General features: G+C 67.4%; 13 protein-coding genes and 1 tRNA gene. 9 read left to right on the forward strand and 5 right to left on the reverse strand.

Annotated elements, in window-relative coordinates; translation table 11 throughout:
- Nucleotides 1-80: 80 nt before the first annotated feature.
- Nucleotides 81-1,910 carry a translational GTPase TypA gene (gene typA / locus ACO07Z_RS14395; protein WP_421699328.1) on the forward strand — a complete coding sequence of 610 codons (1,830 nt, stop codon included), beginning with the start codon at nucleotides 81-83 and terminating at the stop codon, nucleotides 1,908-1,910.
- A gap of 167 nt (nucleotides 1,911-2,077) precedes the next feature.
- On the forward strand, nucleotides 2,078-2,587 hold the full coding sequence (locus ACO07Z_RS14400) for a GNAT family N-acetyltransferase (RefSeq protein WP_421699329.1): 510 nt from the start codon (nucleotides 2,078-2,080) through the stop codon (nucleotides 2,585-2,587).
- 80 nt (nucleotides 2,588-2,667) lie between these two features.
- On the opposite strand, the gene ACO07Z_RS14405 is transcribed toward ACO07Z_RS14400, so the two are convergent.
- Together ACO07Z_RS14405 and ACO07Z_RS14410 are read right to left on the reverse strand one after the other, a co-directional pair.
- A complete protein-coding gene (locus ACO07Z_RS14405) occupies nucleotides 2,668-2,982 on the reverse strand; it encodes a DUF167 family protein (protein WP_421700825.1) in 315 nt (104 codons plus the stop codon).
- A gap of 17 nt (nucleotides 2,983-2,999) precedes the next feature.
- Nucleotides 3,000-3,284, reverse strand: coding sequence for a YggT family protein (locus tag ACO07Z_RS14410; RefSeq protein ID WP_244450303.1), 285 nt, complete (start codon nucleotides 3,282-3,284; stop codon nucleotides 3,000-3,002).
- A gap of 236 nt (nucleotides 3,285-3,520) precedes the next feature.
- On the opposite strand from ACO07Z_RS14410, the gene ACO07Z_RS14415 reads away from it, so the two are divergent.
- The 6 genes from ACO07Z_RS14415 (at nucleotide 3,521) to ACO07Z_RS14440 (ending at nucleotide 8,347) form a co-directional block, all read left to right on the forward strand.
- Nucleotides 3,521-3,596: transfer RNA gene (locus tag ACO07Z_RS14415), tRNA-Ala, on the forward strand.
- A 205-nt stretch (nucleotides 3,597-3,801) separates the two neighbouring features.
- The gene (locus ACO07Z_RS14420; protein WP_421699330.1) at nucleotides 3,802-5,073 is read left to right on the forward strand and encodes a hypothetical protein; all 1,272 of its coding nucleotides are present in this window, start codon (nucleotides 3,802-3,804) and stop codon (nucleotides 5,071-5,073) included.
- A 3-nt stretch (nucleotides 5,074-5,076) separates the two neighbouring features.
- Nucleotides 5,077-5,892, forward strand: a complete 816-nt coding sequence (locus ACO07Z_RS14425) for a hypothetical protein (RefSeq protein ID WP_421699331.1) — start codon at nucleotides 5,077-5,079, stop codon at nucleotides 5,890-5,892.
- A 384-nt stretch (nucleotides 5,893-6,276) separates the two neighbouring features.
- Nucleotides 6,277-6,897 carry a LemA family protein gene (locus ACO07Z_RS14430; protein WP_421699332.1) on the forward strand — a complete coding sequence of 207 codons (621 nt, stop codon included), beginning with the start codon at nucleotides 6,277-6,279 and terminating at the stop codon, nucleotides 6,895-6,897.
- 2 nt (nucleotides 6,898-6,899) lie between these two features.
- Nucleotides 6,900-7,727, forward strand: coding sequence for a TPM domain-containing protein (locus ACO07Z_RS14435; protein ID WP_421699333.1), 828 nt, complete (start codon nucleotides 6,900-6,902; stop codon nucleotides 7,725-7,727).
- On the forward strand, nucleotides 7,727-8,347 hold the full coding sequence (locus ACO07Z_RS14440) for a TPM domain-containing protein (protein WP_421699334.1): 621 nt from the start codon (nucleotides 7,727-7,729) through the stop codon (nucleotides 8,345-8,347). The genes ACO07Z_RS14435 and ACO07Z_RS14440 overlap by 1 nt, the downstream gene beginning before the upstream one ends.
- A gap of 17 nt (nucleotides 8,348-8,364) precedes the next feature.
- On the opposite strand, the gene ACO07Z_RS14445 is transcribed toward ACO07Z_RS14440, so the two are convergent.
- Both ACO07Z_RS14445 and ACO07Z_RS14450 read right to left on the reverse strand, forming a co-directional pair.
- Nucleotides 8,365-9,453, reverse strand: a complete 1,089-nt coding sequence (locus ACO07Z_RS14445) for a YihY/virulence factor BrkB family protein (RefSeq protein WP_421699335.1) — start codon at nucleotides 9,451-9,453, stop codon at nucleotides 8,365-8,367.
- A gap of 91 nt (nucleotides 9,454-9,544) precedes the next feature.
- On the reverse strand, nucleotides 9,545-10,867 hold the full coding sequence (locus ACO07Z_RS14450; RefSeq protein ID WP_421699336.1) for a UDP-glucose dehydrogenase family protein: 1,323 nt from the start codon (nucleotides 10,865-10,867) through the stop codon (nucleotides 9,545-9,547).
- Between the two features lie 271 nt (nucleotides 10,868-11,138).
- Here ACO07Z_RS14450 and ACO07Z_RS14455 point away from each other — a divergent pair, with 271 nt between their 5' ends.
- Nucleotides 11,139-11,675 (forward strand): disulfide bond formation protein B, encoded by a 537-nt coding sequence (locus ACO07Z_RS14455; protein WP_421699337.1) that lies wholly within the window; start codon nucleotides 11,139-11,141, stop codon nucleotides 11,673-11,675.
- Nucleotides 11,676-11,686: 11 nt separating this feature from the next.
- Here the strand turns inward: ACO07Z_RS14455 and ACO07Z_RS14460 are convergent, their stop codons facing one another.
- Entirely contained in the window at nucleotides 11,687-12,244 is a 558-nt protein-coding gene (locus ACO07Z_RS14460; RefSeq protein WP_421699338.1) for an HNH endonuclease, read from the reverse strand.
- Nucleotides 12,245-12,302 lie beyond the last annotated feature (58 nt).

Below are 12,302 nucleotides of genomic sequence, written 5' to 3' on the forward strand. Positions count from 1 at the left end.
CTTGCGGGCTTTGTGAGTATAGTGCGCCGCAAAATTCACGCGGGTCCGAAGACTTCGGGCCCGCTTTTTGGTGTTTTCATATGAAGCTGCGCAACATCGCCATCATCGCCCACGTCGACCACGGCAAGACCACGCTGGTGGACGAACTGCTGAAGCAGTCCGGTTCTTACCGCGAGAACCAGCGCGTCGCCGAGCGTGTGATGGATTCGAACGATCTCGAAAAGGAGCGCGGCATCACCATCCTCGCCAAGGCCACCTCGGTGGTCTGGAAGGACACCCGGATCAACATCGTCGACACCCCCGGCCACGCCGATTTCGGCGGCGAGGTGGAGCGCATCCTCAACATGGTGGACGGCGCCATCGTGCTGGTGGACGCCGCCGAAGGCCCGATGCCGCAGACCAAATTCGTGGTCGGCAAGGCGCTGAAGGTCGGCCTGCGGCCGATCGTGGCGATCAACAAGGTCGACCGTTCGGACGCCCGCGCGCAGGAAGTCATCAACGAGGTATTCGACCTCTTCGCCGCGCTCGACGCCAATGACGACCAGCTCGACTTCCCCATTCTCTACGGGTCGGGCCGCAATGGCTGGATGGCGCATTCGCCGGAAGGCCCGCAGGACGAGGGCATGGCCCCCCTGTTCGATCTCGTGCTCAAGCATGTGCCCGAGCCCACCGTCGATGACGGCCCGTTCCGCATGATCGGCACGCTGCTGGAAGCCAACCCCTTCCTCGGCCGCATGATCACCGGGCGCATCACCTCCGGTTCGATCAAGCCGAACCAGTCCATCAAGGTTCTGGCGCAGGACGGCTCGCTCGTCGAGCAGGGCCGCGTCTCCAAGATCCTCGCCTTCCGCGGCATCGAGCGCCAGCCGATCGAGGAAGGCGTGCAGGGCGACATCATCGCCATTGCCGGCCTTTCCAAGGGCACGGTCGCCGACACCTTCTGCGCGCTCGAAGTGTCCGAGCCGCTCAAGGCGCAGCCGATCGATCCGCCGACCGTCACCATGTCCTTCATCGTCAACGATTCGCCGCTCGCCGGCACCGAGGGTGACAAGGTGACGAGCCGCGTCATCCGCGACCGCCTGCTGCGCGAGGCCGAAGGCAATGTGGCGCTGAAGATCGAAGAATCCTCCGACAAGGATTCGTTCTTCGTCTCCGGCCGCGGCGAACTTCAGCTCTCGGTGCTGATTGAGACCATGCGCCGCGAAGGCTTCGAAATCGCCGTGTCGCGTCCGCGCGTGGTGTTCTCGAAGGACGAGGCGACCGGCGAGATTCTTGAGCCGATCGAGGAAGTGCTGATCGACGTCGACGAGGAATATTCCGGCGTCGTGGTGCAGAAGATGTCCGAGCGCCGGGCCGAAATGGTGGAGATGAAGCCCTCGGGTGGCAGCCGCCAGCGCTTGGTGTTCTACGCCCCCACTCGTGGCCTTATCGGCTACCAGGGTGAGCTGATGACCGACACGCGCGGCACCGCCATCATGAACCGCCTGTTCCACGCCTATCAGCCGCATCGTGGTGAGATCCCCGGCCGCCGCAACGGCGTGCTGATCTCCAACGAGGCGGGCGAGGCCGTGGCCTATGCGCTGTGGAATCTCGAAGATCGCGGCCCGATGATGATCGAGCCCGGCTGGAAGGTCTATCAGGGCATGATCGTGGGCGAGCACAACCGCGAGAACGATCTGGAAGTGAACGTTCTCAAGGGCAAGAAGCTCACCAACATCCGCACCACGTCGAAGGACGAAGCGGTGCGCCTCACCCCGCCGATCCGCATGACGCTGGAGCGCTCGCTGGCCTGGATTCAGGACGACGAGCTGGTCGAGGTGACGCCGAAGTCCATCCGAATCCGCAAGCGCTTCCTCGATCCGAACGAGCGCAAGCGCGAGGAGCGCCGCAAGGAAGCCGAGGGCGTCTGACGCGCCGCGCCTCCCTTTCCGGTCCACGAAAAGGCCTGTCCGCGTGCGCGGGCAGGCCTTTTTCGATTCGCCCCAGCGTTGCCCTGGCGCCACGCTCCGGTGGAACGATCGTCGCGACGATGCGGAAAGACCTTGATCCCTCGGAGCGCATTTGCTCCCATAAGGCCATGAGCACGCTTCTCATCGAGACACGCCGGGCGCGCCTGGCCGATGCAGGCGACATTGCCGATATCCATGATGCGGCATGGCGGGTGGCCTATCGCGGCCTCATCCCCGGCGCCGAGCTGGAAAAGATGATCCTGCGCCGCGGTCCCGCCTGGTGGCACACGGCGCTGAAGCGCGGTTCACGCGTCATCGTGCTGACCTTCGGCGACGCGGTGGCCGGCTATGCCAATGTCGGGCGCAACCGTGCCAAGGGGCTGCCCTTCGAAGGCGAGATCTACGAGCTTTATCTGCGGCCGGAATATCAGGGGCTCGGCTTCGGCCGCCGCCTGTTCGAGGATGCGCGCAAGGAACTCGTCAGCGCCGGTTTCGACGGGCTGGCAGTCTGGGCGCTGGCGGCCAATGAGCCGGCCGTGGGCTTCTACCGCGCCATGGGCGGCATGGGCGTCGCGCGTTCCACCGAGAGCTTCGGCGGCCGCGCGCTGGAGAAACTGGCCTTCGGCTGGAACGCCTGACGCCTCTTAGAGCACGTTCCGATCTGATTGCAGCGCAATCAGGATCGGTAAATCAGTCTCCAGCGACCTTGCAGAATTGATCAGTCGGCAGCGTCGGCGAGGCGCACCAGCCGGGCGGCGATCTCCTGCGCGTCGCCGGCAAGCCGGAAGCTCTTGGTCCGGCCCGTCGCGCCCGCCAGCAGTTCCACCCGCGAGGGCGCGAGACCAGCCGCCTTGGCCAGTAGTTTCGCCAGCGCGGCATTGGCCTTGCCGTCCTCGGCGGCGACACTGACACGCGCTTTCAGCGCGCGCCGCCCATCGCCGAGTTCGACGATGCCGTCAATGGCATCGCGCCCGCCGCGCGGGGTGGCGCGCACCGTCACCGTCACTCCCTCGGCCGTCAACGTCCAGGGCAGCGCCGAAACGGGCGCGGTCACGAGCCGGCGACGAGTTCAAACACCAGGTTGCGGATGAAATAGAGCAGGATGATCAGGATCACCGGCGAGACATCAATGCCGCCGAGATTGGGCAGCACACGCCGCAGCGGCGCCAGCACCGGCTCGGTCACCCGCCAGAGGAATTCGCCGATGCTGCGGACGATGGGGTTGTGCGCGTTGACCACGTTGAACACCACCAGCCAGGACAGGATGGCCGAGGCGATGAGAATCCAGACATAAAGCGTGATCAGCGTGTCGAACAGCCAGAGAATCGAATACATCGGCAGCCTCGGAACAGGGGCGGGAGCACGGCGCGGACGTGTCTCGTCACGCGGGAGATTAGGCCTCCGACCCGGTTTTCCACCGGATCGGACCCGCCCCCACAGCGCCGTCCGCCACGATGCTTAATGCTGCCGCTGCATTGCGGCAACCCTGATTCACAGCCCCGCGCATCAACCGCGCCGAGCCGCCTTGACACAGCCCCGGCGGCGAACGTACAAGGCGCGGCCTGAGGCTTGGGGCCGTAGCTCAGTTGGGAGAGCGCTGCAATCGCACTGCAGAGGTCAGGGGTTCAAATCCCCTCGGCTCCACCAGGTCTTCAGGCATTTCGGCGCTGATCTGAGCGCCCTCGAATTTTCCCTCGACATTATTACTCTCTACGTTCGCCTGCGCTGAGCGCCTATCTCCACGCAGGGTCACGCAGCCGTGACGCGGCGTCGCCCCGGGACATGCCTCTGCGTCACATTGCGGGCGTAAAGCCCGGCAAAATCAGCCGAGTTTTCCACGAAGGTTCCCTGAATGGTATCGGCTCTGCGCGAAGGCGTGTCCGGGCTCGACGTGACCATGCGCCTCACGCTTGCCGTGCTGGCGCTGGCCTCGGGTGTCTACACCTATCTCGGCGTGCGCGAACTGCTTGACGGCCCGCCCGTTATGACCGTGTTCGCGGCGATCATCTATTCGAGCGCGGTTTCCGTCGCCATCTACGCCTTCTGGTCGTTCCTGCTGCGCTTTCTGCCGCATGTGCGCGATGTGGCGAGCCGGCTCTGGCTGACCGCGGCGATGCTGCTCGGCTCGCTGATGATCATCGCCATGTCGTCCTGGCTGAACGCGGCGGCACTCGCGGGGGCGGCGGCAATCGAGCAGCACCTCGCGGTAACGGTGCAGAACTACACGCGCGACCTCGACACGGCGCATAACCGGGCGCTTGGCGCGCAAAGCCTGCTGCCCGACATCCAATTGGCCTCAACCCGTTTCGCCCGGCTGGCGGAGGCCGAGCGTGGCGGCGCTCTGACCGGCACGGGCGGCTCCGGCACGGTGGTGCAGTTGCTCAGCCAGATGTCGAACCAGCTCGATGATCTCGCGCGCGAAGTGGCGGCAAGCGGCGAGCGGGCCAAGGCGTTCTATGCCGAGGGCAGCGCGCAGATCGCCCGCATGCGCGAATTCGTTTCCGGCCAGGGCGACATCAAGGCCCGCTCCGATGCCTTCGGCGCCGAGGCGCTGGCGCTGATCGGCACCATCGCCGCGCTGGAACAGACCTCCATGGCACCGGCGGTCCGGCGGGCGGCGGACGATCTCGTCACCGGCTTCATCGCCCCGGCCGCCGATGGCCGTACCGCCGATCTCGCCGGGCGGCAGAGCACGGTTGTCGGCAGCGTCGAGAAGGCGGTGCAGGCTCAGGCGAGTGCGCTCTCGCAGGCGGCCGACAAGATCATCGGCACCGGCACGGTCGAGCCGGCGCGTTTCCAACCGCTCTCCACCGCCGAGGCGGTGGTGCGCTATGCCGGCGACTTCCTGCCGAGTTGGGCCGGCGCCATTTCCATCGATCTGCTACCGGCGGTGCTGGTGCTGATCCTGTGTGTCGTCCACGCTGCGATTCGCCGCGAGGAGCAGCCGGCCGAGGCCGAGACGATGTCGGCGGCGCAGCTCATCGCCGCGTTGCGGCTGGCGCGGCAGGTGGGTGATGAGCGGCGATCGGCCGAGGACGGGGAGAGTTTCGAGGCGGTCATGGCCGAGATGTCGCCCGCCGCCACGGTGACCACTCTGCCCGCCGGCCGGGCCAAGAAGGACTGAGCCGTGGACGCCGCTGCCCCGCCATCCTCTCCCCCTGCGCCGGCCCGATGGCGCCGCGCCCTCGGCGACCGGCCGGACGAGACCCTGCTGCGGGCGATTTTCCGCGGCCTGGTCGTGCTGTCCGTGGTGGCGGTGGCGTGGGATATCTATGAGCGCGAGCAGGCGCCGCCCTCTCTTCCGGGCGCGAACCCTTCTGCCCCGGCCGAGGCGCCGGCGGTGCCTTATCTCCCTTCCGCCCGCCCGGACCGGGCGGCGCCGGAGAAGGATCGCCCCGGCCGCGCGCCCGACTCCGCGCTGCGCCAGCCGATGAGCCTCGAATTGCTGGCCGATGGCCGGCTGGACGCGCGCGGCACCATCACCCCTGGCACGGCCGAGCGGCTGACGGCCGAACTCGACAAGCGCGGCTCCTATGTGAAGACCGTCGTACTGAACTCGCCGGGCGGGGCGGTTGCGGATGCGCTGGCGATGGGTCGGGTGATCCGCGCGCGCGGGCTCGACACCCGTGTCGAGCGAACGGGTCTGTGCGCCTCGTCCTGCCCGCTCATCTTCGCGGCGGGAGTGGCGCGGACGGCCGAGCCTGGCGCGGCGATCGGCGTGCATCAGGTTTTCGCCGCGCAGCCGCCGGGAACGCCCCGCCTCGACGGTGCCGAAGGCATGGCGCAGGCGCAGCGCGTTTCCGCCGAGGCGCAGCGCCATCTCTTCGATATGGGCGTCGATCCGCGAGTGTGGATCAACGCCATGGAGACCCCGCCGCAGGAGATGTTCTATTTCACCGCGCCGGAATTGCGGGAGCTGAAGCTGGTGACATCACCGTCCTGACGGCAAGAGGTCGCAGCCTGGTGAAAAATCCGCCCCGACGCGGTCATTTTTGCAATTCATCAATGGCTTGCCCGCATGGATGCGCGTCATCCAGAAGCGGGCCGGCGCGCCTATATACAGCGCCTCACTGAACGGACGTGCCGCCATGAGCGCTCTCGGCTTTCTCCCCATTCCCTTCGCATCGGCCCTGTTCCTCGTGGGCTTCGCCGTCTCCATGATGATTGCCTTCAACGTGCTGGGCGAGCGCGGCGGTAAGTCCTGACGCGTCGGGTCGTCTATCCGCAGGCCGGGGTGTGGCGCCGCGCGGGAATAGGTGAACTGTCATCCGCTCCGCTCTATGATTGGTGAGCCGCTGTGGCGGCTACGCTGGTGAAAGGGCCCGTCATGCTGAATCTGTCCCGCCTGTCCGAGCTCTCCCGCCGCCTCCTGGCGCCGCTGCTGCTGGTGGTGCTGGCCACCGGCCTCGCCGGCTGCGGCGTGAACAACATTCCCACCAATGAGGAAAAGGCGAAGGCAGCGTGGAGCGACGTGCTGAACCAGTATCAGCGCCGCGCCGAGCTGATTCCCAACCTCGTCGAGACGGTGAAGGGCTACGCTCAGCATGAGAGCGAGGTGCTGACGCAGGTGACGCAGGCGAGGGCGCAGGCGACCTCGATCAAGGTGGACGTTTCCACCATCACCGATCCCGAACAGTTCAAGCAGTTCCAGCAGGCGCAGGCGCAGCTTTCCGGTGCGCTCGGCCGGCTGATTGCGGTGTCCGAAGCCTATCCCGAGCTGAAGGCCAACCAGAACTTCCTTGCCCTGCAGGCGCAGATCGAAGGCACGGAGAACCGCATCGCCGTAGCCCGGCGCGATTATATCGAGGCGGTGCGCGTCTATAATACCGAGCTACGCACCTTTCCCGGCGTTCTGTGGGCGAGCACACTCTATCGCAGCAGCAAGCCGATGGAGACCTTCACCATCTCGGAGGAGCAGATGAAGGCGCCTCAGGTGAAGTTCAACTGACCATGTGGGCCCTCTCGCCGCGACCTCTGCGCCGCGCCGCCGCGCTTTGGCTGCTGGTGGGGCTGGCGTTCGTCGGCCTCGCGCTCGGTACGGACAGGGCGCGGGCGGAACTGACCTTTCCCGCGCTGTCCGGCCGCGTCGTCGATGCCGCGCAGGTTCTGACCCCCGACGCCCGCGCGGCGCTGGAGGCCAAGCTCGCCGCGCAGGAGGCGCGCAGCACCGACCAGTTCGTCGTCGCCACCGTGCCCTCGCTTGAGGGCACCTCTGTCGAGGACTACGCCAACCGTCTGTTCCGGTTCTGGAAGCTCGGCCAGGCCGACAAGAACAACGGCGTGCTGCTGCTGGTCGCGCCCAATGAGCGGCGGGTGCGCATCGAGACGGGCTACGGGCTGGAAGGCGTGCTGCCCGACGCGGTGGCGAGCACCATCATCCAGACCGCGATTCTCCCCGAATTCCGCCAGAGCAATTTTGCCGGCGGGATCGAAAAGGGCGCGGACGCCGTCATCGAGGTGCTCAATCTCGACCCCGAAGAGGCGAAGGCTCGGGCGCGCGCAGCTGCCGAGCCGGAGATGAGCGCGGAGGACTGGGCGCATTTGGTCTTCATCGTGCTGATGATCGCCTTCTGGGCCTATGTGTTCTACCGCCAGGCCAAATCCGGCCATCTGCGCACGCGCGGGCGGCGCGGCGCGGGCGCGCTCACCGGCGGCGCCGCCGGCTGGGACTGGTCGCGCCGCAGCGGCGGTGGCGGCTGGTCCGGTGGCGGCGGCGGGGGTGGGTTTTCGGGCGGCGGAGGCTCCTCCGGCGGCGGCGGCGCCTCGGGGAGCTGGTGATGACGGGCGGTTTGATCGAGGCGGAACATGCGCGGGTGGCCGCTGCCATCGCCGCCGCAGAGGCGACGACCGCTGGCGAGATCCGTGTTGTCGTGCTCACCCGGCCGCTGGTGAGCCACGGTTTTTACGGGTTGATGTGGGCGGCGCTGCTGGCGCTGGTGCTGCCCTGGCCGCTGGCGCTGTTCACCGCGCTCGACACGCCCATGCTGCTGTCGCTGCAGGCCTGCGCCTTCATCCTCGCCGGCGCGGCGCTGATCTTCACCCCGCTCGGCGCCTTCACCGTACCGCGCTTCGCCCGCGAGGAAGCGGGCCGGGCGGCGGCCATCGACCATTTCCTCACGCTCGGCGTGCATCAGACGCGCGGGCGCACCGGGGTGCTGATCCTGGTGGCGCCGGCCGATCATCTGGTCGAGGTCGTCGCCGACGAGGCGATCCATGGCCAGGTGGGGCATGACGGCTGGGAGGGAGTCTGCGCCGCCGTGCTCTCCGGTGCCCGCGAGGGCCGGCTCGGCGACGGGCTGGCCGACGGCGTTGCGGCGGCCGGGCGCATCCTCGCCCAACATGTGCCGCCTTCCGCTGGCGACACGAATGAACTGCCGGACCGCATGATCGTGCTTTGAGGTTTGGGCGCGGAGGCTCAGTCCTGCGCCGCGCCGATGGTGTCCGCCATATGCGCGCCGCGCAGGCCGAGCGGCAAAGGCGGGCCGGTGGTGGTGTCGCGCGCGGTCTGGTGCTCGATCTCGGCGTTGAGCTCCGCGCCCAGCAGCAGCACCGACATGGACAGCCAGATCCACACCATGAAGCCGATCACCGCCCCCAGCGAGCCATAGGTCTGCTCATAGGACGCATAGCGGCTGACATAGAAGGAGAAGCCAGCGGAGGTGGCGAGCCACAGCACGGCGGCGACAGCGCTGCCGAGGCTTACCCATTTCCATTGCGGCCGCTCGCGCGAGGGGCCGAAGCGGTAGACGACGGTGATGAGCAGCGCGACGATCACCGCCAGGGCCGGCCAGCGCAGCAGCGCGATCAGCCGCTCCGTTCCCTGGGGAAGATGCAGCACGTTGAGCAGCAGCGGTAGTACGACCACCGTCGCCAGGGCGATCACGGCGAACAGCACGGCGCCGACGGTAAAGGTGAGCGTGACCAGCGTCAGGCGAAGGAACGAGCGCCGCTCTTCCTCCTCATAGACAAGATTCAGCGCCTCGATCATCGCCTTGGTCGCGGCATTCGCGCTCCACAGCGCGACGCCGAGGCTGAACAGAAAGCGCCAGCCGAGGCTCGCGGTCTCCGTCGCGGTCAACCTCAGAATCTGGTCGCGCATGACCTCAATTGCGCCGGAGGGCAAGACCCAAGCGGCGGCTTCCAACTGGCCCTGAATGGTCGCCGGATTGAGGAACAGCCCATAGAGCGAGATGATGGCGGCGAGCGCCGGGAAGGTGGCGAGAAGCGCGTAAAAGGTGACGCCGGCGGCAAGGCTCAGCACGCGGTTGGCAAAGAAGGCCTTGCCCGTGCGCAGCACGATGTCGCGCCAGCCCCTCGCCGGAATCTCCGTGGGGCGGGTGGCGGCGCGCCCGCGTCCGATTTCCGCCGAGGAAGCGGATGAGCCTGTGTCGGACCCCGTGCGTCCGCCTGGGCGAAAAGCCATTGCGACGACGGCGCCGATCGCCGCGCCGCTGAGGGCCGCGCTCCACAGCGCGCGTTTGTCCGAGTTGTACACCCCGCTCATCCCTCCCAGTCCTGCCGGCGGTGACTCGTGGTCGCCGTATCCGCGTATGGATCGGGGAGAGAACGCGACGGGGCGGATGCCGTTCCCCGCTTCAGCCGGAGGCGAGATCGCCCCGGCCGATGCCGACATAGGTGAAGCCCCGGCGGATGAGGTCTTCGGGCGGGTAGATATTGCGCAGATCGACCACGATGGCGCTGCGCAGCTGCGCTTTCAGCCGGTCGAGATCAAGCGCCCGGAAGGTGTCCCATTCGGTGACGATGACGAGGGCGTCGGCGCCCTCGGCGCATTCATAGGCGCCGGTGGCGTAATGGATGCCTTCGGGCAGCACTTTGCGCGCCTCCTCCATGCCGACCGGGTCATAGGCGCGGATCTTCACCCCCCGGTCGACGAGCGACTGCACGATATTGATCGCTGGGCTGTCGCGCATGTCGTCGGTGTTCGGCTTGAAGGTGAGGCCGAGCACGGCGACGGTGGCGCCGCGTGGGGGCACGCTGAGCGCTTCCAGCACCCGGCGGCCCATGGCCGCCTTGCGGGTCTCGTTCAGCGTGGTGACGGTTTCGATGAGGCGCAGCGGCGTGCCGGCTTCCTGCGCCGTACGAGCGAGCGCCAGCGTGTCCTTCGGGAAGCAGGAGCCGCCATAGCCGGGGCCGGCATGCAGGAATTTCGACCCGATTCGGCGGTCGAGCCCGATGCCGCGCGCCACTTCCTGCACGTCGCCGCCGACCTTTTCGCACAGATCCGCCATCTCGTTGATGAAGGTGATCTTCATCGCGAGGAAGGCGTTGCTGGCGTACTTGATCAGCTCGGCATTGGCCCGCTCGGTGAAGAGCAGCGGCGCGGCGTTCAACGACAACGGGCGGTAGAGCGCGGCCATCACGTCCCGCGCCCGCGAATCATCCGTGCCGACGACGATACGGTCCGGCCGCTTGAAATCCTCGATCGCCGCGCCTTCGCGCAGGAACTCCGGGTTGGAGACGACGGCGATGTCCGCCTCCGGCACGTCCTCGCGGATGATCGCCTCAAGATCGGCGCCGGTGCCGACCGGCACGGTCGATTTGGTGACGACGACGGTGAAGCCCTGGGCCGCGCGGGCGATCTCGCGGGCGGCGGCGTGAACATAGGACAGGTCGGCATGTCCGTCGCCACGGCGCGAGGGCGTGCCCACGGCGATGAACACAACTTCGGCGTCGGCCACGGCGGCAGCAAGGTCAGTGGTGAAATGCAGCCGGCCGGCGGCGACGTTGCGGGCGACGAGATCGTCGAGGCCGGGCTCGAAGATCGGCATGATGCCGGCTTTCAGCCGCTCGATCTTGGACAAGTCGTTGTCGACGCAGGTGACATCGTGGCCGAAGTCGGAGAAGCAGGTGCCAGAGACCAGGCCGACATAACCTGTACCGATCATCGCGACGCGCATATGTGTTCTCAATCCGTTTGACGGTGGAGGCTTCTGCCGCCCGTCGGAAGTCTTTCATTCCTTTAGCCAATCGCGCCAGGCATTTCGAGAGTCGCGGCGGCGGTCGGTTTCGGGGGCGGGAGAATGCCAGTCTTGTGCGTCGTCCGAACGACAAGGCGTGGCGGCGCGGCATCCATCAGACGTGATGTTCGGTCCCATTTGCGCCGGCGGGCCGAGCGGCTAGTAATGGCATCCGGCCGCTGCCCGGCGGCTCGCCAGCACGAGTGACGCCATGCCCGCCAATTCCCCTGCCATCGCTCCGTCCGCCGATGCCCGCCGCGCGGTGCGCAGCCGGCAGCTCACCGCCGGGCTGGTGGTGGCCGCCATTGGTGCCGGCGCGCTGGGCGGGGCGTGGTATTTTCAGCTCGTGGTTGGGTTGGCGCCCTGTCCGCTCTGCCTGGAACAGCGAATCCCCTATTATATCGGGGTGCCGGTGGCGCTCATCGGCGCGCTGTGCGGGGGGCTCGGCAAGGAGGGACTGGCGCGGGTAGCGCTGGCGCTCGCCGGCATGCTGATGGCGCTCGGCGCGTTTCTCGCCGTCTACCATGCCGGGGTGGAATGGGGCCTGTGGGCCGGGCCGGAAACCTGTTCGGGCGCCGGCCCGGCGGTGGGGGGCGGCAACCTCCTCGGCCAGCTGCAAACGGCGCGGGTGGTGCGCTGCGACGAGGCGCCCTGGCGCCTGCTGGGCCTTTCGCTCGCTGGCTATAATGCCTTCATCGCGGCGTCGCTACTGGTGGTGGCGATGTGGGGCGCGACGGCCAAGGCGTGAGCCGTCGCGGCTCACGGATCCAGTTCGGTGTCCCAGTAGAGATAGTCCATCCAGCTGTCGTGCAGGTAGTTCGGCGGAAAGTGGCGGCCGTTCTGGTGCAGGTCGAACACGCTCGGCTGATAGGGCTTCTGCCGTGGCACCATATGGGCGGCCTCTGGCATAAGGCTGCCCTTGCGCAGATTGCAGGGCGAGCAGGCGGCGACGACGTTCTCCCAGGTGGTCTGGCCGCCGCGCGAGCGCGGGATGACGTGATCGAAGGTCAGATCCTCGCGGGAATAGCAGTACTGGCAGGTGAAGCGGTCGCGCAGGAAGACGTTGAAACGGGTGAAGGCGGGCTGGCGCGAGGGGCGGATGAAGGTCTTGAGCGAGACGACGCTCGGCAGCCGCATCTGGAACGTCGCGCTGGAGACCTGCCGCTCGTAATATTCGACGATGTTCACCCGGTCGAGAAACACCGCCTTGATGGCGTCCTGCCACGCCCAGACCGAGAGGGGGTAATAGCTCAGAGGCCGGTAATCGGCATTGAGCACGAGGGCAGGCCAGGCACCCGGAGACAAAGTCGCCGTCAACGCTCGCTCCCTGTCAGGAACGTCCGCACGGTCGCTCGAGTCGGCGCCGCGTGACGCA

It is taken from the genome of Ancylobacter sp. (genome assembly GCF_965229075.1).
Taxonomy (GTDB): domain Bacteria; phylum Pseudomonadota; class Alphaproteobacteria; order Rhizobiales; family Xanthobacteraceae; genus Ancylobacter.